We start from the raw sequence: 23,154 nt of genomic DNA, 5'->3' as shown, positions 1-23,154 counted from the left end.
GCCCTTCTCAGAAGTCGAGCTGGACATACACCACCGCGAAAATCGCATCGGCAAAGATCACCAGGAAAATCGACTGCACGACGGCCACGGTCGTGAGCCGGCCGAGTTCCTTCGAGGAATCGCGCACCTGCAGTCCGCGATAGGTGCCGACCATCGCGATCAGCAAGGCGAACACCGGCGCCTTGATGAGGCCCGCCCAGAATGTCGTCGGCGCGAGCGCCGCCTGCACGCGCGGAATGAACTGCGAGAGGGAGATATCGAGCAGCGTCGAGGACAGCAGCGCGCCGCCCGCCAGCCCCATCGCATCGGCGATGATCGTCAGCAGCGGCAGTGCGATCACGAGGCCGATGAGCCGTGGCAGCACCAGCACTTCGTACGGATCCACGCCCATCGACTGCAGCGCGTCGACCTCCTCGTTGAGACGCATCACGCCGATCTCCGCCGCGAAGGCACTGCCGGAACGGCCGGCCACGATGATCGCGGTGAGCAGCACGCCCATCTCTCGCAGCACGGCGATGGCGACGAGATCGACCGTGTAGATTTCGGCGCCGAACTGCCGCAGCTGCTGCGCGCCGAGATACGCCACGATCACGCTGATGAGGAACGCGATCAGCGAGACGATCGGAATGGCCTGGATACCGGTTTCGTATACATGGCGCGCGATCGACGGCACCCGCAGATGCCGGAAGCTGCGCAGCGACCGCATCAGTGTCGTGGCCATCCGGCCAAAGTAGCCGACGGCATCGCGCGTCTGGATGGCCTGCTGAACCGCACGGCGGCCGATCCATGCCACACCGTGCAGCAGGGTGGTCGGTTCCTCTTCGCTGCGCCGGGCCTTGCCCTGCCCGCGTTCCGCCATGTCGGCGATGAAACGGAAATGCTCGGGCTCGTCGCCGACGAATTCCACCTGCCCGCCCGCGGCGCGTGTCGCCTCGAGCCAGCGTTGCAGCAGCCATGCACTGGAGAGATCGAGCGTCTTGACGCCCGAGCAGTCCACCTGCACGCGTCCGCGCGCGGCCTTCACGCTGTCGAGCGCCGCTTCGACCTCACCGATGTTCTCGATGCGCCAGTCGCCGCCGAGGCGCAGGCTCAGGGTGTCGCCGGATTGTTGTGATTCGAGCAGCACGTTGCGCCGGATCGTAACAGAGTCCCTCATGACGACCGGAACAGGGCGCGTCCGTCGTGCCTTGTAACGCCGTCTTTCGAGTTTATGATCCCGGACCTGCTTTCAATCCCTGCGGAGACCCCTGAATGAACGAGGTCGAAAGATTCCTCGACCACAGCTATTACGGCAATTCGCTGTGGCAGTGGACGATCGCGGCCACGGTGCTGGTCAGCGTCCTGCTGGTCACGCTGCTGATACGGCGCGTGATCCGCAGCCGCTACCAGCGGCTGGCGGCGACGCCTCAAACCGAACTCATGGAACTGCCGCTCAAGGTAGCCAGCCATACCGGCCTGCTGTTCCTCGTGATCGTGTCGGTGTACGCGGCCTGCTCGGTGCTGTCGCTGCCGCCCAAGCTCGCGAAGCTGCTGCTGACGCTGCTGACCATCAGCGCCTTCTGGCAGGCCGGCGTCTGGATCAGCACGGCGATCACCTCGTGGCTGTCGCTCAAGCAGCAGCAGGCGCTGGCGCACGATCGCGCGGCCGCCGGCTCGTTCGCGATCATCACCTTCGTGGCCCGCGCGCTGATCTGGGCGATCGTGCTGCTGCTGACGCTCGACAATCTCGGCGTCAACATCACCACGCTGGTGGCCGGTCTCGGCATCGGCGGTATCGCGGTCGCTCTGGCCGTACAGAACGTGCTCGGCGATCTGCTGGCCTCGCTGTCGATCACGCTGGACCGGCCCTTCGTCGTCGGCGATGCCATCGCGGTGGGCGACTTCAACGGCACGGTCGAGCAGATCGGCATCAAGAGCGTGCGCCTGCGCAGCGTGAACGGCGAGCAGATCGTCATGTCGAATGCCGACCTGCTGTCGAGTCGCGTACGAAACTTCGGCCGGATGCGCGAGCGTCGCGTCGCCTTCACCGTCGGCGTCGCGCTCGATTCTCCGCCGGCGAAACTGCAGAAACTGCCCGCGGCACTGCGCTCGATCGTCGAATCGGAAAAAAGCACGCGCTTCGACCGCGCGCATTTCGCGCGCATCGGCCCCGGCTCGCTCGATTTCGAGACGGTGTACTACGTGACCACCGCCAACTACGGCACGTACATGGACATCCAGCAGAACATCAACCTGCGCATCATCGAAATGCTGGACAAGGAAAAACTGGAACTCGCCGTGCCGGTGCAGCGCGTATGGCAGCAGGCAACTGCAGGGCTGGAGGCAGGTCCGGAAAAGACCTAGCCGGAAGCGGAGACGGGGTTCACACGGAGCTCACGGAGGTCAGAAGAAGAAGAAAGAATTTCCACGGGGAGAAGAATGGGAACACGGGGAGCACGGGGATAAGAAATTTTCTGTTCCGAGCCCCGTGTTCCCCGTGTCCCCCGTGGAAATTTTTTCTTCTCTTCTGTCCTCCGTGATCTCCGCCGCTCCGTGTGAAATCTCCCGCTCTCAACTGCCCTTCCCGACGGCACGCACGCGCGGCTCCGAGCCGCCGGCTTTCTCGAGTGCTTCGATGAAGCGGCGCGACCACGCAGCGATGTCGTTGCGCTTCAGGATCTGCAGCATGGCTGCGTGACGCTCGCGCCGCTCCGGCAGGGGCATCGCCAGCGCTGCCTGGATCGCATGGCCCACGGCCCGCGAGTCATAGGGATTCACCAGCAGCGCCGAGCCGAGTTCGCGCGCCGCGCCGGCCAGGTTCGAAAGAATCAGCACGCCGGGATCGTCCGGGTTCTGCGCGGCGACGAATTCCTTCGCGACCAGGTTCATGCCATCGCGCAGCGGCGTCACGATGCCGACGTGCGCCGACCGCAGCAGTCCCATCAGCGTGGCATGGGGGAAATTGCGATTGAGATAGCGGATCGGCGTCCAGTCGGTGTCGGCGAAACGGCCGTTCGTACGACCGGCGGCCTGTTCGAGCGACTGCCGGATCTCGACGTAGGCCTTGACGTCGGAGCGCGACAGCGGCGCGATCTGCATGTAGGTGATGCGACCGACGTTCTCGGGATAGGTCTCGAGAAAATGCTGATAGGCGGAGAAGCGTTCGACCAGTCCCTTGCTGTAGTCGAGCCGGTCGACGCCGACCATCAGCTGTCGTCCCATGAGGCTGTCGTACATGCGGCGCACGACATCGGACGACATGGCTTCCATCGCTTCGTTCTGGACGGTGACAACGTCCACGCCGATTGGAAACACTTCCGCACGCAGGGTCCTGTCGCCGACGCGCACGCGCCCGTCGCCGCGGATCGCCTCCGCACCGAACAGGTGTTCGATGCCCGAGTAAAAGGCCTTGAGATCGTTCTCGGTCTGAAATCCGACCACATCGTAGTGCGTGAGATCGCGCAGCAGCTCCGCGTAGGGCGGCAGCACGCGCAGCATCTCGATGTTCGGAAACGGGATGTGCAGGAAAAATCCCAGCGGGCCGCTGACGCCCATCTCGCGCAGGTGACGGCCGAGGGGAATCAGGTGGTAGTCGTGCACCCAGATGAGGTCGCGCGGCTGCAGCAGCGGCAGCAGCTTCTGGGCGAACAGCCGGTTGACCGATTCGTAGGCATCGCGCTCTTCGACGTTGTAGCGCATGCCGCGCAGGAAGTAGTGAAACAGCGGCCACAGCACCTGATTGGCGTAGCCGTTGTAGTAAAGATCGAACTCGCGCTTGCGCAGATCGACGGTGGCGTAGGTGACGCCTTCACGGATGTGCAGATCGGGATCGCCGGGCGGTTCATCGGTGGTCTCGCCGCCCCATCCGAACCACAGCCCCCCGGTGCGCTTCAGGGCGCTGAGAACGCCGACGGCCAGGCCGCCGGGGGCCGCGGACTTGCGCGGCAGACTGATTCGGTTCGAAACGCAGACGAGTCGACTCATGCCGGTGACGCTCTCCCAGGGATCGCCGATGCCCCCGCCGGGCATCCGTGACAACCGAGAGTAAGGGCTCAGACGCCGGGATTGTTCCCGAATGCCGACAGATAGAGCGCGCTTGTTGGCGTTTCACCTTCATTTGCGTGCAGTTTCACCGCAGAACGCGACAGATCGCGACTACATTCCCTTCAAGAAATTTGCCTCGGACACCTCTGGAAGTCCGCCGGACGCCGGCAGATGGCCCTTCCCGCGCAATGTCGGCGGTGGGCGAGAGCCTGAATGGGCCCCCGCCTTTGCCGGCCCGGATCGGCGCATTGTTGGTTAGAATTCGCGCCCCTTCGACGCCCCGTATACAACCTGACAACCGCTGGAGAGCTGAAGTCCCATGAAGAGTCCCGTCAATGTCGCGATCACCGGCGCCGCCGGCCAGATCGGTTACGCCCTCGCCTTCCGCGTGGCCTCGGGCCAGATGCTCGGTCCCGATCAGCCGATCAACCTGCACCTGCTGGAAATCACGCCGGCGCTGGGCGCCCTGCAGGGCGTGGTGATGGAACTCAACGACTGCGCGTTTCCGACGCTCAACAAGATCGTCGCGACCGACGACGCCAAAGTGGCCTTCAAGGACTGCAATGTCGCACTGCTGGTCGGCGCGCGTCCGCGCGGCCCCGGCATGGAGCGCAAGGACCTGCTGCTCGCCAATGCACAGATCTTCTCGGCGCAGGGCAAGGCGCTCGACGCCGTCGCGGATCGCAACGTGCGCGTGCTGGTCGTCGGCAATCCGGCCAACACGAACTCGCTGATCGCGCAGCGCAATGCGCCGAACCTGAATCCGCGCAACTTCACCGCGATGGTGCGCCTCGATCACAACCGTGCGCTGTCACAGCTCACGGAGAAGACCGGCGTGCACTTCAACAAGATCCGCAAGGCCATCATCTGGGGCAATCACTCGGCCACGCAGTATCCCGATCTGCATCATGCGACCGTCGACGGCAAGGCCGCGCTGTCGCTGGTGGATCAGCAGTGGTACGCGGATACGTTCATTCCGGTCGTGCAGCAGCGCGGCGCGGCGATCATCAAGGCGCGCGGTCAGTCGTCGGCTGCATCCGCCGCATCGGCCGCGATCGATCACGTGCGCGACTGGGTCAACGGCACGCCGGAAGGCGACTGGGTCAGCATGGGCGTGCCGTCCGACGGCAGCTACGGCATTCCGGCCGGCGTCATCTACGGCTATCCGGTGACCTGCAAGAACGGCGATTACCAGATCGTGCAGGGCCTGAGCGTGAATGACTTCAGCCGCCAGCGCATGGATGCGACGCATAAGGAACTGCTGGAAGAGCGCGATGGAGTGAAAGAGCTGATCTGAGGCGGCGACTGGCTTCTGGCAGCTGGCCAGAAACGCACAACGGCGAGCGTGACGAGAGTCACCTCGCCGTTTTTGTTTTGCGCATCAACAGCATCCGGACGGATTGTCCGACAGCTCACGCGCTTGATGTGCTGTCCTTCGCGAGCTAGTGTCGCGACGTTCATCTTTTCGCTCTGGCCAGCTTGCCAGCCGCCAGTAGCCCGCAGCCCAATCCGAGGGTCTTCATCCGTGAGCAGCGTCATCTGGTTCCTGTGCTTTGCCCTCGGTGCGCTGGTGCTCGCCTATCAGCGCGTGTCATTGCTGACTGCGACTTTTACGTATGCGGCGGGCCTGCTCATCTATACGTGGTTCGGCGCCGGCAGTTTCGGCTGGCTGATCACGCTGTGGGTCGTGCTCGCGCTGCTGGTGTTGCTCAACATCGACGCCTTCCGCATCCGTTTCATCAGCCGGCCCTTCCTGCGCACCTATCGCCGCATGCTGCCGTCGATGTCGCAGACCGAGAAGGACGCCCTCGAAGCCGGCACCGTGTGGTGGGACGGCGAACTGTTCACCGGCGGACCGAACTGGGAAAAGCTGATGGCGGCCGCGCCGCCGCGTTTGTCCGCCGAAGAACAGGCCTTCCTGGACGGACCGTGCGAAGAACTCTGCCGCCTGGCCGACGACTGGGACATCACGCATCGCCGCGCCGATCTGCCGCCGCACCTCTGGGATTACCTGAAGAGCAAGGGCTTCTTCGCGATGATCATTCCGAAGAAGTACGGCGGCCTCGAATTCTCCGCCTACGCGCATTCCTGCGTGCTGGTGAAACTGTCGAGCCGTTCCGGCGTTCTCGCATCGACCGTCGCCGTGCCGAACTCGCTCGGCCCCGGCGAGCTGCTGCTGCACTACGGCACCGACGAACAGCGCAACTACTACCTGCCGCGGCTCGCGCGCGGCGAAGAAGTGCCGTGCTTCGCACTGACCGGTCCGCGCGCCGGCTCCGACGCCGGTTCCATTCCCGACACCGGCATCGTGTGCAAGGGAATGTATGAAGGCCGCGAGATCGTCGGCGTGCGCCTGAACTTCGACAAGCGCTACATCACGCTGGCGCCGATCGCGACGGTGATCGGGCTCGCCTTCAAGCTGTTCGATCCCGACAAGCTGCTCGGCGGCGAGCGCACCGACTACGGCATCACCTGCGCGCTGATCCCGCGCAACACGCCGGGCGTATCGATCGGCCGGCGGCATTTCCCGCTCAACAATCCGTTCCAGAACGGCCCGATCCACGGCAAGGACGTGTTCGTGCCGCTCGACTTCCTGATCGGCGGCGTGAAGATGGCGGGGCAAGGCTGGCGCATGCTGGTCGAGCAGCTCTCCGTCGGCCGCTGCATCTCCCTGCCGTCGAGCGCGACGGGCGCGGCGAAGGCCGCGGTGTTCGCCTCGGGCGCGTACGCGCGCATCCGCCGGCAGTTCAATACCTCGGTCGGCAACTTCGAAGGCGTGGCCGAAGTGCTCGCGCGCATGACCGGGTATGCGTACATCATCGATGCGGCGCGCTCCGTGACCACCGGCGCCATCGACGGCGGCGAGAAGCCCTCGGTGCCGGCGGCGATGCTGAAGTATCACGCCACCGAAATGGCCCGCAGCATCGGCAACGACGCCATGGACGTGCACGGCGGCAAGGGCATCTGCCTGGGACCGAAAAATTACCTCGGCCGCGGTTATGAAATGGTGCCGGTGGCGATCACCGTCGAGGGCGCCAACCTGCTGACGCGCAGCCTGATCATCTTCGGCCAGGGCGCGATCCGCTGCCATCCGTTCGTCCTGAAGGAAATGGAAGCGGCACGCGACAAGGACAAGCGCCGCGGCGTGAAGGAATTCGACCAGGCGCTGTTCGGCCACATCGGCTTCACGATCAGCAATGCCGTGCGCTCGCTGGTGATGGCGCTGACGCTGGCGCGTTTTTCCAGCGTGCCGGAAAGCGGCGCGACGCAGCGCTACTTCCAGCACATCAACCGCTTCAGTGCCTCGTTCGCGTTCGCCACCGATGTCGCCATGCTGTCGCTTGGCGGCTATCTGAAGAAAAAGGAGAGCCTGTCGGCGCGGCTGGGCGATGTGCTTTCGTGCATGTATCTGGCGTCGATGGTGCTGAAGCACTATCACAACCAGGGCGAGCCGGAGGAAGACCTGCCGCTGGTGGAATGGGCCTGCCGCACGCTGCTGTACCGGGCACAGGAACAGCTGCACAGCTTCCTGCGCAACTTCCCGGTGCGCTTCCTGGCCGCCTTCATGCGCTTCTTCATTTTCCCGCGCGGTCAGACCTATCACGCACCGAGCGATCCTCTCGGCCAGAAGGTCGTCGAGGCGATCCTGCATCCGACGTCGCTGCGCGATCGCGCGACGCACGGCATCTATCGCACCGTCGAACCCAACAATCCGCTCGGCCTGCTGCACGAAGCGCTGGTGCTGGCCGACACCGCCGAACCGCTCGAAAAGCGCGTCCGCGTCGAAGGCGTGAAGACCGGCCGCATCACCGCGCTCGATCTGCCGGGCCAGATCCAGCAGGCGCTCGCCGCGGGAATCCTCTCGGAAACCGAAGCCGCGGTGCTGCGCGACTACGATCGCCGCGTCATGGACCTGATCCACGTCGACGACTTCGATACCAGCGATCTCGCCGCCGGCTCGGCGCGCGAGGACGTCCGGTTCGCGCGGGCGGGGAACGCCTGATCCTCGGAGAGGAGTTTCACACGGAGATCACGGAGGACACGGAGTTCGGAAAAGTAGAGAAGAGAATTTCCACGGGGGACACGGGGAGCACGGAGACAAGAGAAAGATCTTTTCTGTTCCGAACCCCGTGTTCCCCGTGTCCCCCGTGGAAAATTTCTCTTCTTCAGACCTCCGTGTGCTCCGTGATCTCCGTGTGAAATTTCTTCTTGTTAGAATCCCCGGGCCTTCCCATCCGACCCGGAGAATTCGAATGAAACGTCTCGTCATCGCGGGCGCCATCGCGCTCGGTCTGTCCGCCATTGCCGTCGCCCAGATCAAGCGCACATCCTCGCCCGCCGGCGCCGAGGTGTATTTCATCGCGCCCGCGGATGGCGCCACCGTCGCCAGCCCGGTCACGGTGAAGTTCGGACTGAAAGGCATGGGCGTCGCGCCGGCCGGCATCGCATTCGACGGCGCAGGCCATCATCACCTGATCGTCGATGCGGACCTGCCGCCGCTCGACAAGCCGATTCCGGCCGATGCCAACCATGTGCACTTCGGCAAGGGCCAGACGGAAACGACGCTCGAACTGAAGCCGGGCAAGCACACGCTGCAGCTGCTGCTCGGCGATCAGCTGCACACGCCGCATGACCCGGCGGTGGCGTCGAAGAAGATCACGATCACCGTGAAGTGAACCCCGCCCGCACGATCCTGCATGTCGACATGGACGCGTTCTATGCGTCCGTCGAACAGCTCGATCGTCCGGAGCTGCGCGGCAAGCCGCTGATCGTCGGCGGCACGGGCAATCGCGGCGTGGTGGCCGCCGCGAGCTACGAAGTACGCAGGTTCGGCGTGCATTCGGCGATGCCGATGCGCGATGCGCTGCGCCGCTGTCCGCATGCGATCTGCGTACCGCCGCGCTTCGAGCGTTACCGGAGCGTGTCGGGCGTCGTATTCGAGGTATTCCACGAGTTCACGCCGCTGGTCGAGGGATTGTCTCTCGATGAAGCCTTCCTCGATGTGACCGCGAGCCAGGCGGCGATGGGCTCGGCCGAAGCGATCGCGACGCGGATCAAGCAGCTCATTCGCGAGCGCACCGGCGTGACGGCGTCGGTCGGCGTGGCGCCCAACAAACTGGTCGCGAAGATCGCCTCCGATCTGCGCAAACCGGATGGACTGGTGGTCGTGCACGAACACGAGGTCACGGCATTGCTCGATCCGTTGCCGGTGCGCCGCCTCTTCGGCATCGGCAACAAGACGGCGCCGCATCTCGAAGGCATCGGCATCTGCACGCTGGGCGAGTTGCGGCGCACGCCCGAATCGGTGCTGCTGCCGATCTTCGGTCGCTACGCCGCTCGCGTGAAAGCGCGCGCCGCCGGCATCGACGATCGTCCCGTCATCGCGGACTGGGACGAAAAGCAGATCAGCGCCGAAGAAACGTTCGATGCCGATCTCACCGACCGGCGCCAGCTGCACGCACAGCTCGCGCAACTGGCGGACCGGATGGCGGCGCGACTGCGGACACGCGGCTGGACGGCGGGACGGGTGGTCGTGAAGATCCGGCGCAAGGACTTCCGCACCTACACGCGACAGCGCACCGTCAAACCCGCGACGCAGGAAACACGGCCGCTCGCCGCAGCCGCCGCGAAACTCCTCGATGAATGGCTGGAACAGCAGCCGCGCGCCGCGATCCGCCTGCTCGGCGTGAGCGCACGCGATCTGACGGAAACCTCGCAGCTCGATCTGTTCGCGGTGCCGCAGTCGCGCCGCAATCAGGATCTCGACGCCGCCATCGACCACATCCGCCAGCGCTTCGGCAATGCCGCGCTGTCACGCGGCAGTTCGCTGCGCCCCGGCAAGTCCTGACGTCATCGACGTCTGGTACGTACTGCAACCCGCCGGCGCGCGGGACGCGGCAGCGTGCCATCGAGCTCGGAGGCAATGAGCTGATTTCCCAGCAGGCGCGCCGCTTCGAGCCGCGCATCGTCCGCATCGGCGAATCGGATCAGGTCCGGCCAGAACGCCGGATTGCGCGGCCAGCGCGGCGCGATCAGCCCGGGATAGTCGAGCGCGACGCGACGGATCCGCCACAGCGGCGCGTGCGCGAACGCCCGCACGATCGGATCCGGCATGCCGAACAGGAAGCGGGCCGCGAGCCGTTGCGATTGCGCGGTATGCCAGGCGAGGAACAGCGCGATCTCGCAGAACGCGGCCTGCATCGGCGCAGGGCTGATCGCGCCGTAACGCGCTTCGATGCCGCCGTCGCCGTGTCGCGGGGTTTCGTTGCCCAATGCGGCGTCCCAGAACCGCTGGTCGTCGAAGCCCAGCGTGTAGAGCGTGAACGGGCACGCCGCCAGTGCACTGCGCGCTGCGCCGTCCAGCGCTTCGAGTGCAGCGAGCGTCTTCACCGGCAAGGCCTCGCCGCCGACGCCCGGAACGGGCAGCGATCGCTCGGCCAGCATCAGCTCGACATAATCCCGATTGAGTTCGTGCGTGCGCGCCAACAGGGCGCGACTCAGCACGGGTGCCCGTGTACCGGGCACAACATCCTTGTTGCGATCGGACATGCAGATCCCTGCAGGAGAAAAGTGACGATTCGATTAAACAGGAGGCTTTACGTCGCGGTCAATCGCACCGCACACTAGCCCCGCGTCCACTCGAGACGCACGCGCCCAGGATGGGCGACGTCGATACATCGCAGGATCACGACGACGGACACGGAGGAGTCCATGCAAATCAGCAACGACTGTTATTTTCTCGATCGCCAGCGCCACGATCTCGCGCTGCGCATGATTCGTCACGAAGCGCGCACGTGCACGATTCGCACCTGCACCGGCCTCACCGACGATCGCATCCGCCGGCTCTACAAGACGTTCACGCACCACGAGGCGCACATCGAGGTCCGCCGCCACCGCGGCAAGTCGCCGCGACAGGCGTCGTACTTCACGCGCAGCACCCGCATGCAGTTCGAGGCCTCCTGCCTCGGCAATGTCTTCGCAGCGTTCGATCTGCTGCAGACGACATCGGGCGCCGACGAACTCGAATACGGCGAGCGCTTCTGCGATGCGTACGAAACCCATCGCCAGCTGGTACAGGGTCCGCGGATTTCCTTCGAGCACGCGTGGTTCCTGCTGAACCTGCTGAGTCGCGGCGCCACGCTGCACGCCAATCGCTGTCGTCACTGCAGCAGCCGCTATCTGCGCGACCGTTTCAGCGCAACGCGCAGACGCTGTCCGTTCTGCGAACTGAAAGCCTACGAGCCGATGTGCATCGGCCGGCCGGCCCGTCGATCGCCTGCACGCAAATCGCGACGCACCGCTGCGAACGCGCATCGCCGCGTGACGGCCAGCGCGTAACGGAAGCAGGCCATGACCGCTGCTAGACTGCGGTCATGGCACTGCCGCGTTCCGCACCGAACCATCTGGCCGGTCCGTATCTGGCGCGGCTGGCGCAGTTGCGCAAGGACGCGGCGCGCCTGCGGGCCGCGCTGGACAGTCCCGCCACGCTGTTCGTGCCGGTGTGGCGCACCCACAGTTTCATCGCGCGTGCGCAACAGGGATTGAGTGCGCAGTTCGTCTCCGGCCTCGCCCATCTCGGCGACATCGAACCGAATGAACTGATCCTGCTCGGCGAGTTCCGCGGCCAGCTGTGTTTCGCCGCCGAACTGCCGTCGGCCGCAGCACCGGCCGTCGATGCCCGTGCCGAGTTCGTCGATCTGCGCGGCGTCGCCGGCGATCTGATGCGCGACGAAGCCGGCCTGCTGGCCTACGCGCGCGCCATGGTGCTGTGGCGCGAACGACATCGTTTCTGCGGCCGCTGCGGCGCGCCCACGGTCGCGGCCGAAGGCGGTCACGTGCGCCGCTGCAGCGATGAACGCTGCGGCAATCAGCAGTTTCCCCGCATCGATCCGGCCGTCATCGTCCTGGTGACCGACGGCGACCGGGCGCTGCTCGGCCGGCAGGCAGCGTGGCCGCCCGGTCGCTACTCGACGATCGCGGGCTTCGTCGAACCCGGCGAGAGTCTCGAAGACGCGGTGGCGCGCGAAGTGCTCGAGGAGACCGGTATCGAGATCGCGTCCGTCGACTATCACTCCTCGCAACCCTGGCCGTTTCCCTCGTCGCTGATGCTCGGCTTCAGCGCCCGCGCCGCGACGACCGGCATCCAGCGCATGGATGACGAACTGGAGGACGCCCGCTGGTTCACCCGCGGCCAGATCGCCGCCGGGGACGTGGCCCTGCCGACCACGCATTCCATTTCCTTCCGCCTGATCGAGGATTGGTATGACGCCGCGTCGGCGATTCCTCTTCGCGAAGAACCCGCGGCGCGGCTCTGGACCTCGCCGGCGCGTGCCGGCCGATAGCAGCGCCCCTCCTGCGCTGCACAGCCCGCAGTCGGTACCGTAGAATCGCGGCGCGCCAGTTCACGCTGCGTTCCGTTTTCCCCTCCTATCATCCATCGCCCGTCAGCCAGCCATCCCTTTCATGTGCCTGCTCGTTCTTGCCTGGAAATCGCACCCGCGCTACCGCCTGATCCTGGCGGGCAATCGCGATGAATTTCACGATCGCGCCGCGGCGCCGCTCAACTGGTGGCAGGACGATCCGCGCATCCTGGGCGGCCGCGACCTGAAGGCCAGCGGCACCTGGCTGGGCGTGGCGCGTTCCGGGCGTTTCGGCATCGTGACGAACTACCGCGACCTGCAGGCGCCGGTCGAAGGCGCGCCGTCGCGCGGCAACCTGGTCCCGCGCTTTCTCACCGGCGCGACCTCGCCGAAGGAATTCCTCGACGACCTGCGCGGCGCCGCGCTGCGCTACTCCGGATTCAACCTGCTGGTGGGCGGCACCCGCGCGCTGTACTACTTCTCGAACCGCGGCGCCAAGGCGCCGACGGCGCTCGCGCCCGGCGTCTACGGTCTGAGCAATCATCTGCTCGATACGCCCTGGCCCAAACTGGCGCGCACGCGCTCGCGTTTCGCGCAGCTGCTGGCCGAACCGGAGCTGGCGGCCGACGATGTGTTCGCGATGCTGGGCGACCGCGAACAGGCGCCAGTCGACAACCTGCCCTCGACGGGGCTGCCGACCGACTGGGAGCGCGTCGTCTCGGCGCCCTTCATCGTCAACGAACGCTATGGCACGCGTTGCTCGAGCCTGTTGCTGGTGGAACGCACCGGCCGCACGGTGCTGCACGAACGCCGCTTCGATGCCATGGGCGTGCAGACCGGCACGACGCGCTTCGAGTTCACCAGCGCCGAAGTGCCGGAAGTGTGGTTCGAAGCCGAAGATCCGAACGCCGCCGCGGCGGTCGACACCTCGTTCGACTCCTCTCCCGAATGAGTCCACGGCGCATCCTGCGACGGCCCTGGTTCGCGGCGATGCGCATGACCGGAACCCGCGCGCGATGGCTCGCACTGCCGCTCATGCTTGCGATGACGGGCGCCCAGGCGAAGATCGCGATCGACATCCCCGACACGACGCCGGTCATCGAAACCAATGTCCGCGCCTTCCTCAGCCTGACGCGCTACGCCGACCGCACCGATGTGACGCCCGACGTGATGGCGCGCCTGCAGCGGCGCATCGTGTCGGAGGCGCGCCGCGCGCTCGAACCCCTCGGCTACTACGAGCCGGAAGTGAGCTACGACACGGTCCGCAACGGCGAGGACTGGAAAGTCACGATCCACGTCACGCCGGGCCGGCCGGTGCGGCTGTCCGAGGTGTCCATCGACGCGATCGGCGCGGGCAAGGACGAACGCGCGCTGCGGGAAGTCATTGAAGCGCAGGACCTCAAACCCGGACTGCGGCTCAATCACGGCACGTACGACGGCGTCAAAGGCGCACTGATCCGCGCCGCGCGCAACGAGGGTTACCTCGACGCGAAACTGACGAAGAACGACCTGCTGATCGACAAGAAAGAACGTCGCGCCACTGTCGCACTCGAAGTCGACACCGGCGAGCGTTATCACTACGGCAGGATCACGACGGAGCAGGAGGTCATCACGGACGATGCGATGCGCCGCATGCTGCGCATGAAGGAAGGCGATCCGTACACGCTCGACTCGCTGCTGCGCACGCAGTACGTGCTCGACGACAGCCAGTACTTCCGCGCCGTGAACATCGACAGCGGCGATGCGGATCCCGCAACGCACACCGTGCCGATCACCGTCAGCGCCACGCCCAACCGCCGCCATCGCTACGGCGCGAGCATCGGCTACGCCACGGATACGCGCGCCCGCGGCCAGTTCACGTGGGACGATCGGCGCGTCAACGAACACGGTCATCGCGCCAAGGTGGAACTCACGGCATCGTCGGTGCTGAACGAGATCGCCGGCCGCTACGTGATTCCGGTGATGGACGTGGCGCTGGAGAAACTCGAATTCACTGCCGGCCTGCGCGACGAAGAACTGGGCGACACGCGCAGCGAGCGTGCCGAAGTGGGCGCGGGACTGACGCAGGTCAAGGGGCGCTGGCAGCGCGTCCTGTTCCTGCGTCTCTCCGAGGAAAAAACGACGATCCCGGCCAATACGACGCAGCCGGAGACCAAGCCAACGGCGTTCCTGATCATTCCGGGCATCAGCTTCTCCACGCTGCCAAGCTACGTGCTGGGCGGAAAGCCCCGGGACTACAGCGTCTATGCAGAACTGCGCGGCTCGCCGGCGACGCTCGGATCGGATTCCTCGTTCCTGCAGTTCCGCACGCAACTGGAACGCATCCACCAGCTCTCCGACAAGTGGAGCGTGCGCGGGCGACTGGAAATCGGCACGAGCTGGGTCGACGAATTCTCGGAGCTGCCGGCCTCGCAGCGCTTCTTCGCCGGCGGCGATCGCAGCGTGCGCGGCTTCGGCCTCAACTCGCTCGCCCCGACGGATGACGAGGGCAACGTCATCGGCGGACGCAACCTGCTGACGGGCACGGTCGAATTCGAGCGCGCCCTGCCGAAGAACTTCGGCGTCGCGGCGTTCTCCGATTTCGGCAACTCCTTCAATTCCTGGAGCGATCCGATGCTCGAATATTCCGCCGGACTCGGCGTGCGATTCCATATCGCCATTGCCAGCATCGGCATCGACGTGGCGCAGCCGCTGTCCGAATCCGGCCGCGGCCCGCGCGTTCACCTGTACATGTCCACGATGTTCTGAACGGACGCCACGAAACAGAGACCAGCAAGCGCCGTGCGGAAGTGGATCCTCATCATCCTGCTGATTGTGCTGATCGCGCTGCCGGTCACGCTGATCGCGACGCTGCTGTACACGCCGCTCGGGCTGTCGATGATCGCCGCGCAGCTCTATCGGCTCGAACCGCTGGGCGTGCGCATCGAGGGACTGAGCGGCACGCTGCTCGGCACCCTGCACATCGACCGGTTCGAACTCGACCATGAGAACGTACGCGTGGTCTCGCACGACATCGTCGCCACGATCGATGCGCGCGAACTGCTGCTGCAGACGATTCGCGCCTCCTCGCTCGCGGCGCGCGACACCGTGGTCGAAATCCGCGATGCGCCGCCGACGCCGCCCTCCACGAAGCCAATGCGATTCCTGCCCAACTTCATGCGCGTCGACGTCCGCAACGCCGAGCTGACGGGACTGCGCTACGTGAACATCGACGGCACCGCGGTCGATGCCACCTCGCTGCGCGGCAGCGTACGGATCGGTCCGCGGCGACTGCGCATCCGCGACTTCCGCATCGACGCGCCGCAGTTCCAGCTCGCCGGCAATGGCAGTCTGCGCGCGGATCGTCCGCTGGGACTCGAACTGCGCGTCGATGGCAGCGCCACGCTCGAACGCGGCACGCAGATCGCAGCGAGCGTGCAGACCAGCGGCACGATCGAGCAGCTTGCGATCCAGGCGACGATGCTGAAACCCGACGTGATCAACGTCGAAGGCCTGTTCACGCGACCCGAAGGCCGCTGGCATCTGCATGGCAGCGTCGCTTCGCCGGCGGTGTCGCTGCAGCCGTGGATGGAAAACCCGCCGTTCTCCTTGCGCAACATCGCGCTCACCGTCGACGTGCAGCCGCAGGAAATACTCGCGCAGGGCAACGTCGGCATTCCCGAACTGTCGGGCCGCGATCTGACGATCGACGTCGCCGGCTGGTTCGCCCAGCGCGTCCTGACGCTGCGCAAAGGCGACATCGCCGTCAACGATACGTCCGCACGATTGCACGCGACGGGAACGGCCACCTTCGACGGCGACAAACCCACGCTGGACGTGCAGGCCAACTGGACGCAGCTGCAGTGGCCGCTCGATGCCGCGCCCATGATCGCCAGCACCGCGGGCACACTTACGCTGCGCGGTCCGCTGCCCTACGACTACGCCCTGAACGCGCACCTGCTCGTGCCGACCGAAGTCGCTCGCACCGCCGCGCCCATCGAAGGCGACGCCCAGGCCACCGGCGTGCTGGGCAGCGACACCCTCACCCTGCACGACTACACGATCCAGACGCTCGACGGCGCCGTGACGGGCGAAGGCTCGCTGCAGTTCGCCGTGCCGCGCCGCTGGTCGCTGGTGGCAAACGCCAGCGACATCGATCCCGCCGGCATGCATGCCGAGTTCCCGGGCAAGGTCACGTTCCGGCTGCAGGCCACCGGCGAAGGCTTCGACCAGCACGCGCTTTTCGACGCGCGTCTGGCGGATCTTTCCGGCACCTTGCGCGGCGAACGCATCAGCGGCAACGCGCAAGTGCGGCGCGATCGACAGGGCTGGGCCGCGCGCAACGTCGCGCTGCAGATGGGCGATGCGAGCCTGTCGGCCAACGGCACGCTCGACGGGCGCATCGATGCCGAGGTCGCGTTGCACGCACGATCGTTGCAGACCTTCCTGCCGGAAGCGCGCGGCAGCCTGAACCTGAGCGCCAGCGCCCATGGACCGGTGAAAACGCCGCGCATCGTCGCGAAGATCCAGGCAACGGATCCCCAGTACGCGCAATGGCGCGCCAGCGCCGTGCTGGCCGACGCGGATCTCGACTTCGGCGGTCAGAACGCATCGCGACTGTCGATCACGGCGCAGGCCATCGGTCAGGCGGAAACCGTCATCGAATCGCTGCGCGTCACCGGCAACGGCGACGCCGCGCAGCATCGCGTCGCTGTCGACGTCATCGGTGTCGGCGATGCGGGTACCGCGGCACCGCATACGACACTGCAGATCGACGGTCGTTATGCCGATGCGGCCTGGTCCGGCACGCTGCAGGCCACGGAGATCACGGACGGACGCCGCAGCGGCGAAGCGCTCGTCATGAAGGAACCCGGCAACTTCATCGTGTCGCGCGAGCGGCTGCTGCTGGAGAAACTGTGCATCGCGATCGGCAACGGCCAGTTCTGCGCCGACGGCAAATGGCAGCGCAACGGGCCGTGGGAAGGCACCGTCTCCGGCTACGAAATTCCGCTCGCGGCCGTATTGCCGCCTGCGGGCGCGGAAGCGGAATACTCTGGACGTATCGAAGGCCGCGTGCATCTGTCCGGCGCGCCGAACCGGCCGTGGCTGGTCGATGCCGGCGCGCGCATCATCGACGCCGCCGTCATCTATCGGCCGCCGGGCGCCGATCCGGAAACGCTGAATCTCGGCAACGGCGGTCTCTCCTGCACCGCCACCGCGGAACGCGTCAATTTCTCGCTCGGCGTGCAGGCCTTCGAGGACACGTTCCTGTACGCCAACGCCGCCCTGGAACGCAACGGCCGCAACGATCTGCTGCACCTGCCGCTGACGGGCGATCTCCGGGCGCGCGCCGCCGATGCGAACATCCTGCCGATCCTGTTCACCGAGATCGACAATGCCGCCGGCCTGCTGACGGCGAACGTCGACCTGCGCGGCACGCTGGCGCAGCCGCAGATCGACGGCCGCGTCGAACTGGCGAACGGCGCGTTCGATTCCTATCGCGTGAACCTGGCGTTGCGGCAGCTCAACCTGGTCGCGGATCTCGCCAACAACGGACTCGATTTCCGCGGCGCGGGGCTTGCGGGCGAAGGCCGGCTGAGCGTCGACGGCAAGTTCGCGTGGTCGCAGGGCGAACTGCGCGGCAACCTGAATCTCGGCGGCCAGAACCTGCTGGTGGCGGACCTGCCCGAATACCGCGTGGTCGCCTCGCCCGACCTGAAATTCGTCATCGACGGCCAGGACATCGACGTCGCCGGCGACCTCGTCATTCCCGAAGCCAGCATCAAGCCCGTGAATCTCGGCGGCGCCGTGCAGGCGTCCGACGATGCGCGCTACGTCGGGGAAACGCAGGCCGAGGAAGCAGGCCGTTACGTCGTGCACAGCGACGTGCGCGTGAAGATGGGCGACGACGTGCGCGTCGATGCGTTCGGCCTGCAGGGACGCATCGTCGGCGGCGTCGGCACCACGGTGCGCACGGGCGACACGCCGGTCGGACGCGGCGAACTCAGCGTCGCCGACGGCCGTTACGAAGCCTACGGCCAGAAGCTCGACATCACGCGCGGCCGTCTGCTGTTCGACGCCTCGCCGCTCGAAGATCCCGGGCTCGACATCGAAGCGCAGCGCAAGATCGAGAGCATCAAGGTCGGCCTCAACGTGCGCGGCACGCTGAAGGACCCGCGGCTCACGTTCTTCTCCGAGCCGTCCATGCCGCAGACCTCGATCATGTCCTACCTGCTGGTCGGCAAGGGCATCGACGACATGCAGAGCGGCGATGCGGTCACCATGAGCTCCGCAAAGGACACGCTCGCCGTGCAGGGCGGCGGCCTGCTCGCCTCGCAGCTCGGCCGGCGCTTCGGCCTGGAGGAAGTCGGCGTCGAGAGCACCACCAGTTCCGCAGGCCAGACCAACACCTCGCTGGTGCTCGGCAAATTCCTGTCGCCGCGCCTGTTCATCAGCTACGGCATCTCGCTCACGGAATCCATCAACACCTTCAAACTGCGCTACACCATCAGCGATAAATGGATTCTCAAGATGGAAGCGGGCGAAGTGCAGAGCGCGGACGCGGAATACACGATCGAGCGGTAAAGACCGCATGGAAGAACGGCGGGTGGATGAGTGCATCTTGGCGGCGCTCCCGTCACACTGCGCACTCCCTACGCAGCATCGATTACTCATGTCAGAACTCACTCCCGCCTGGTTCAGCAAGGCCATCGCGCAACCCACGCAATCCCGCTTCGTCGATGTCGACGGCACGGCGATCCACTATCTGAGCTGGAACGCGCATGAGACGGACAAGCCCGGCCTGCTGCTCGCGCATGGCTTTCGCGCGCATGCGCGCTGGTGGTCGTTCACCGCGCCGTACCTGACGGATCGCTTCCGCGTCTTCGCGCTCGACTTCGCCGGCATGGGCGACAGCGGCAGCCGGCCGCGTTACAGCTCTGAGCTGTTCACGCGCGACATCATCGGCGTCCTGGATGACATCGGACTCGATTCCGTCACGCTCGTGGGCCACAGCTTCGGCGGCTCGCGCGTCATCCGTACCTGCGTCGACTATCCGCAGCGGATCGGACGCGCCGTGGTGATCGACAGTTTCATTCCGGTGCCGGAGATGCCGCGCCGCGAACCGCCGCCCAATCCGCCGCGGACCAAGAAGACGTACGCCACCTACGAAGCGGCCCGCGCCCGTTTCCGGCTCATTCCGGAACGCAACTGCTCCGCCGGCTATGTGCTCGACTACGTCGCCGAGCATTCGCTGAAGCGGACGGACGGTGGCTGGACCTGGAAGTTCGACGAGAACTACGAGCCCCATCACGCCGATCCCGTCGCCGAGGCGGCGGATTCCGCGGCGAAGCTGCAGCGCGTGGCGTGCCCCGTCAGCATCATCTACGGCGAGCACACCGTCGTGATGCCGCGGGCGCTGGCACGGCGGGTCACGAAGTACCTGCCCCAGGGCCGCGGCCCGGTCGAGATTCCCGAATCGCATCACCACGTGCTGCTCGACCAGCCGCTGTCGCTGGTGTCGGCGTTGCGGGCGGTGCTGATCTGACCGCCCGCCAGTGACGTGCGCTATCGGCCGCCCGCCGCGCCGGGCCGCCAGTTCAGGCTGACGAAGTACATCGGCCCGAAGGCATTGACGGGCTGGGTATCGACGAGGAAGCGCGGCGGCTGTTCATCGGTGAAGTTGCTGATGCCGAGCCGCACGCCCAGGCCGGTGTCGATCCGATAGCCGGCCGACAGGTCGTGTACCCACACCGCATCGAGATGAATCGGCGGACCGCCGAACTGCGTGGTGATGAACGGCACGCTTTCTTCGTCCGTCGACAGTTGCGAGCCGTACCACAGCGAATTCCAGGTCACGTCGAACGGTCCCCGCGTCCAGCTCAGGCTCGTGGTGGCCGTCCATTCGGGCGTTCCATATTCGCCGAGCCGGTTGTTGCCGACCGACGGCTGCCCGGCGATGCGGTACTCGTCATAGCGCAGCACGCGGGTGGCATTCAGCGCGAAGTCGAGGGTGCCCGCCGACGCGAGCGGGAAGCGTTGCTGGAAGGCGATGTCGATGCCGGACGTGACGATCGAGCCGTAGTTCACCAGCAGATCGGCGCCGCGCGTCACGCGCAGGTAGGCGAGCGAGGCCGGATCGCGATCACGCTGGTGCTGCGCACAGAAGGCATTGTCCAGCGAGGCCGCGTCATAGCACGCGGCAATCGCGGTGCCGTAGTCGACGAACTCGATGTCGTCGTCGAGTTCGATGCGGTAGTAGTCCAGGGTCAGCGAGGTATTGGGCAGCTTCGCCGGCGTGATGACCAGGCCCGCGGTCAGTGTATGGGCGACTTCGGGCGTGAGATCGGGATTGGTGCCGCTCACCGATTCGAATGAACCGGCGCTGCTCTCTTCGACGAAGTCTGCGGGAATGCCGTCGGCGGCACAGTTGCGACGGCGATTGTTCGGCGCGGGACCCTGGTCGATCTGGGTCACGACGCACGGATCGTAGCCCGTCATGCCCGGCGTCAGTGTCGATGTCGTCGGCACGAACAGATTGCCGACGGTCGGCGCACGGATGGCGCGCGACACGCTGCCGCGCACGCGCAGGCCCTGCACCGGCGCCCAGACCAGGCCGCTGCCAAAGGTGAAGGCGCCGCCCGAACGCGAGTAGTCGGAGTAGCGACCCGTGGCCGTGATCAGCAACTCCTCCGCGCCGCGCACCTCGCGCAGCAGGGGAATCGCGAAGTCTGCAAACACTTCCTTGACGTCGATCGAGCCGGCAATCGGCGTCAGCGACATGCCATAGGCATGGCCATCGATGATGTTCTGCGACGCCGACGAGCGGCTCGATTCGCGCCGGTATTCGGCGCCCGCCGTGTAGACGATCGGCCCCGCCGGCAGGCTCAGCGCCTCATCCAGTTCGCCGCTCAAGGCGCCGCGAAACACCACCTGTTCCAGATCGGTCGACAGGTCGGCAGGGAAGTTGAGGAAGCGCAGCGTCTCGGCCGACTGCTGCGGAAACGAGCCGCCGGGACTGAACGGATTCAGCGGCTGGCATTGGCCATCGCCCGCCGCGAAGGTGACGAAGTCGATGCCGCCCGGCGGCACCGCGGTCGGATCGATGTTCGAGCGGCACACCGGCTTGCCCGTCACCGGATCGGCAACGACATCGAGCGCCGCGAACAGCCGATCGGTGTAGACGACGCTGCGCGTGTTCTTCTGCCGCGTGCTGCCGAACTGGCCGGAGATTTCATAGTGCATGCGCTCGCCGAGCGTGCCTTCCACGCCGCCCACCAGCTGGACGGTGCGCGAGGTCTGCTTGTCGCGACCCGAGTAGGTGAACAGATCGCGCGACGACAGCACGCGCGCCGCGCTGACCTCGACGTCCGGATTGGCCGCCACGAAATCTTCGTACAGATCGAGCAGCGATTGCGGAATGAAGGGATTGTCCAGCCCCAGCGGCTGATAGCGCGGAATCACGTTGAAGGCATTGTCGGCGCGATTCGCCGCCTCGGCCGTCACGAACTTGGTCTCGAGAAATGCGCGCGCGGAATCGCTCAGGCGCACGCCGCCATTCAGCGCCACCACCACGCGTTCGAACTTCGGATCGAGGATGGTCACGTCATCGGGCGGATACAGATCGCCATCGCCATCCGGCGTGGAGAAGCCGCCGAAGAACGTGCCGTTGCGATAGGCGCGCAGCTGCCCGGAATGCTCATCCAGCGTCCAGCAGTTCTCGCGCCGCCCGCCGGTGAATGGCCATGCCGTTTCGCAGTCATCGACACCGTCGTGGTTGAGATCCCCTCCGATGGCGTCGGCAAGTCCATCACCGTCGATATCGAATCCGAAACTGCCGGTCCGGTTGTATTCGGCCCACTTGTAGCCGCGCAGGTAGGCGATGGTGCGCGGATCGTTGGCGGCCGCGAGACGCTCGGCAGAGAAGAGCTGCTGCACCTGCGGATCGAGCGTCGCGATGAAGTCGCCCGCGCGCACGCCGGCGGCGATCAGTTCTGGGGTCAGATCCGCGGTCTGCGCATACAGGTTCGGATTGCCGACCGGCTGGTAGGTGCTGTTGACGCCGACGCCGGAGTTTCGGGCGTTGATTTCGGAACGCTTGGTGAAATCGAGTGCCAACGTCACGTTGGCGCGGTCGTCGGCGCCGAAATTGATGCCGCTCAGCAGCGATCCGGAGTACTCGCGGCCCAGTCCGCCTTCGTACTGGCGTGCCTGCGCCGCTGCTTCGATGCCTTCGAAGTTTTCCTTCAATACGAAGTTGAGTGCGCCTGCGGCGGCATCGCCGCCATACAGCGCCGCTGCCGAACCGGTGATGAGATCGACCCGTTCGATGAGCGACACCGGAATGGCATTGGTGTCGACCGCGGAGGAATCCGCCGAACCAGCGACGTGCCGCCGGCCGTTCACCAGCACGAGCGTGCGATCGGGACCGAGATCGCGCAGATTCGCGAGCGACGTCGGAAACGGCACCCCGGAGCCGTTGGCAAAGTCCAGTCCGAAAACGACGCTGTCGGCGCGGGTCGTCGACTGCATTGCCGCCGGCATGCGGTGCAGGATTTCCTGGGCCGACTGTGCGCCGATGCTCTCGATCAGCTCGCGACCGACGCTGTCGACCTGCGATGGCAGCTCGAGCAGTTCTGCGGCCTGCCTGTCGCGAATCCCTTCGACGACCACCTCATCGACGAGCCCGCCGCGCGCAATGGCGCCCGCGGACGCCTCCGCACTCTGTGCGTTGGCGAATGAGCCGTTCAGCAACAACCAGGGAGCGACCGCGCACCCGGCAACAACCATCTTT

15 protein-coding genes are annotated in these 23,154 nt (G+C 66.0%); 11 read left to right on the top strand and 4 right to left on the bottom strand.

The genetic code is table 11. From position 1 onward, the window contains the following. Positions 1-7: 7 nt before the first annotated feature. A complete protein-coding gene (locus V7D81_RS03380) occupies positions 8-1,156 on the bottom strand; it encodes an ABC transporter permease (RefSeq protein ID WP_324314482.1) in 1,149 nt (382 codons plus the stop codon). Positions 1,157-1,251: 95 nt separating this feature from the next. Here V7D81_RS03380 and V7D81_RS03375 point away from each other — a divergent pair, with 95 nt between their 5' ends. After that, entirely contained in the window at positions 1,252-2,343 is a 1,092-nt protein-coding gene (locus V7D81_RS03375) for a mechanosensitive ion channel family protein (protein ID WP_324314481.1), read from the top strand. A 207-nt stretch (positions 2,344-2,550) separates the two neighbouring features. On the opposite strand, the gene V7D81_RS03370 is transcribed toward V7D81_RS03375, so the two are convergent. Next, a complete protein-coding gene (locus V7D81_RS03370) occupies positions 2,551-3,963 on the bottom strand; it encodes an alpha,alpha-trehalose-phosphate synthase (UDP-forming) (protein WP_324314479.1) in 1,413 nt (470 codons plus the stop codon). 379 nt (positions 3,964-4,342) lie between these two features. Between V7D81_RS03370 and V7D81_RS03365 the strand changes: the two genes are divergently transcribed. The 4 genes from V7D81_RS03365 (at position 4,343) to V7D81_RS03350 (ending at position 9,871) form a co-directional block, all read left to right on the top strand. Next, entirely contained in the window at positions 4,343-5,320 is a 978-nt protein-coding gene (locus V7D81_RS03365) for a malate dehydrogenase (RefSeq protein WP_324314477.1), read from the top strand. A 228-nt stretch (positions 5,321-5,548) separates the two neighbouring features. Then, positions 5,549-8,026, top strand: coding sequence for an acyl-CoA dehydrogenase (locus V7D81_RS03360; RefSeq protein ID WP_324314476.1), 2,478 nt, complete (start codon positions 5,549-5,551; stop codon positions 8,024-8,026). Between the two features lie 250 nt (positions 8,027-8,276). Then, the gene (locus V7D81_RS03355; protein ID WP_324314474.1) at positions 8,277-8,699 is read left to right on the top strand and encodes a DUF4399 domain-containing protein; all 423 of its coding nucleotides are present in this window, start codon (positions 8,277-8,279) and stop codon (positions 8,697-8,699) included. Continuing rightward, a complete protein-coding gene (locus V7D81_RS03350) occupies positions 8,696-9,871 on the top strand; it encodes a DNA polymerase IV (RefSeq protein WP_324314473.1) in 1,176 nt (391 codons plus the stop codon). Before V7D81_RS03355 ends, V7D81_RS03350 begins: the two co-directional genes overlap by 4 nt. A 2-nt stretch (positions 9,872-9,873) precedes the next feature. Here V7D81_RS03350 and V7D81_RS03345 read toward each other — a convergent pair whose 3' ends face one another. After that, a complete protein-coding gene (locus V7D81_RS03345) occupies positions 9,874-10,572 on the bottom strand; it encodes a hypothetical protein (RefSeq protein WP_324314472.1) in 699 nt (232 codons plus the stop codon). A gap of 162 nt (positions 10,573-10,734) precedes the next feature. On the opposite strand from V7D81_RS03345, the gene V7D81_RS03340 reads away from it, so the two are divergent. The 6 genes from V7D81_RS03340 to V7D81_RS03315 all read left to right on the top strand — a co-directional run bounded on the left by V7D81_RS03340 (position 10,735) and on the right by V7D81_RS03315 (position 19,908). Further along, a complete protein-coding gene (locus V7D81_RS03340; RefSeq protein ID WP_324314470.1) occupies positions 10,735-11,361 on the top strand; it encodes a FlhC family transcriptional regulator in 627 nt (208 codons plus the stop codon). Positions 11,362-11,396: 35 nt separating this feature from the next. Further along, on the top strand, positions 11,397-12,365 hold the full coding sequence (nudC, locus tag V7D81_RS03335) for an NAD(+) diphosphatase (protein ID WP_324314469.1): 969 nt from the start codon (positions 11,397-11,399) through the stop codon (positions 12,363-12,365). Between the two features lie 121 nt (positions 12,366-12,486). Then, positions 12,487-13,335 (top strand): NRDE family protein, encoded by an 849-nt coding sequence (locus V7D81_RS03330; RefSeq protein ID WP_324314467.1) that lies wholly within the window; start codon positions 12,487-12,489, stop codon positions 13,333-13,335. Further along, positions 13,332-15,131: an autotransporter assembly complex protein TamA gene (locus tag V7D81_RS03325; protein ID WP_324314466.1), complete on the top strand. Its 1,800-nt coding sequence runs from the start codon at positions 13,332-13,334 to the stop codon at positions 15,129-15,131. The genes V7D81_RS03330 and V7D81_RS03325 overlap by 4 nt, the downstream gene beginning before the upstream one ends. Positions 15,132-15,164: 33 nt before the next feature. Continuing rightward, positions 15,165-18,947, top strand: a complete 3,783-nt coding sequence (locus V7D81_RS03320; RefSeq protein WP_324314465.1) for a translocation/assembly module TamB domain-containing protein — start codon at positions 15,165-15,167, stop codon at positions 18,945-18,947. An 88-nt stretch (positions 18,948-19,035) separates the two neighbouring features. After that, positions 19,036-19,908 carry an alpha/beta fold hydrolase gene (locus V7D81_RS03315; protein WP_324314464.1) on the top strand — a complete coding sequence of 291 codons (873 nt, stop codon included), beginning with the start codon at positions 19,036-19,038 and terminating at the stop codon, positions 19,906-19,908. A 20-nt stretch (positions 19,909-19,928) separates the two neighbouring features. On the opposite strand, the gene V7D81_RS03310 is transcribed toward V7D81_RS03315, so the two are convergent. Beyond that, on the bottom strand, positions 19,929-23,150 hold the full coding sequence (locus V7D81_RS03310) for a TonB-dependent receptor domain-containing protein (protein WP_324314490.1): 3,222 nt from the start codon (positions 23,148-23,150) through the stop codon (positions 19,929-19,931). Between the last annotated feature and the right edge of the window lie 4 nt (positions 23,151-23,154).

Origin of the sequence: Povalibacter sp., from assembly GCF_036735925.1 — a bacterium.
Taxonomy (GTDB): Bacteria; Pseudomonadota; Gammaproteobacteria; order Steroidobacterales; family Steroidobacteraceae; genus Steroidobacter.
Note: the sequence above shows the minus strand (reverse complement) of the source record. Positions and strands in the feature narration are given on the sequence as shown.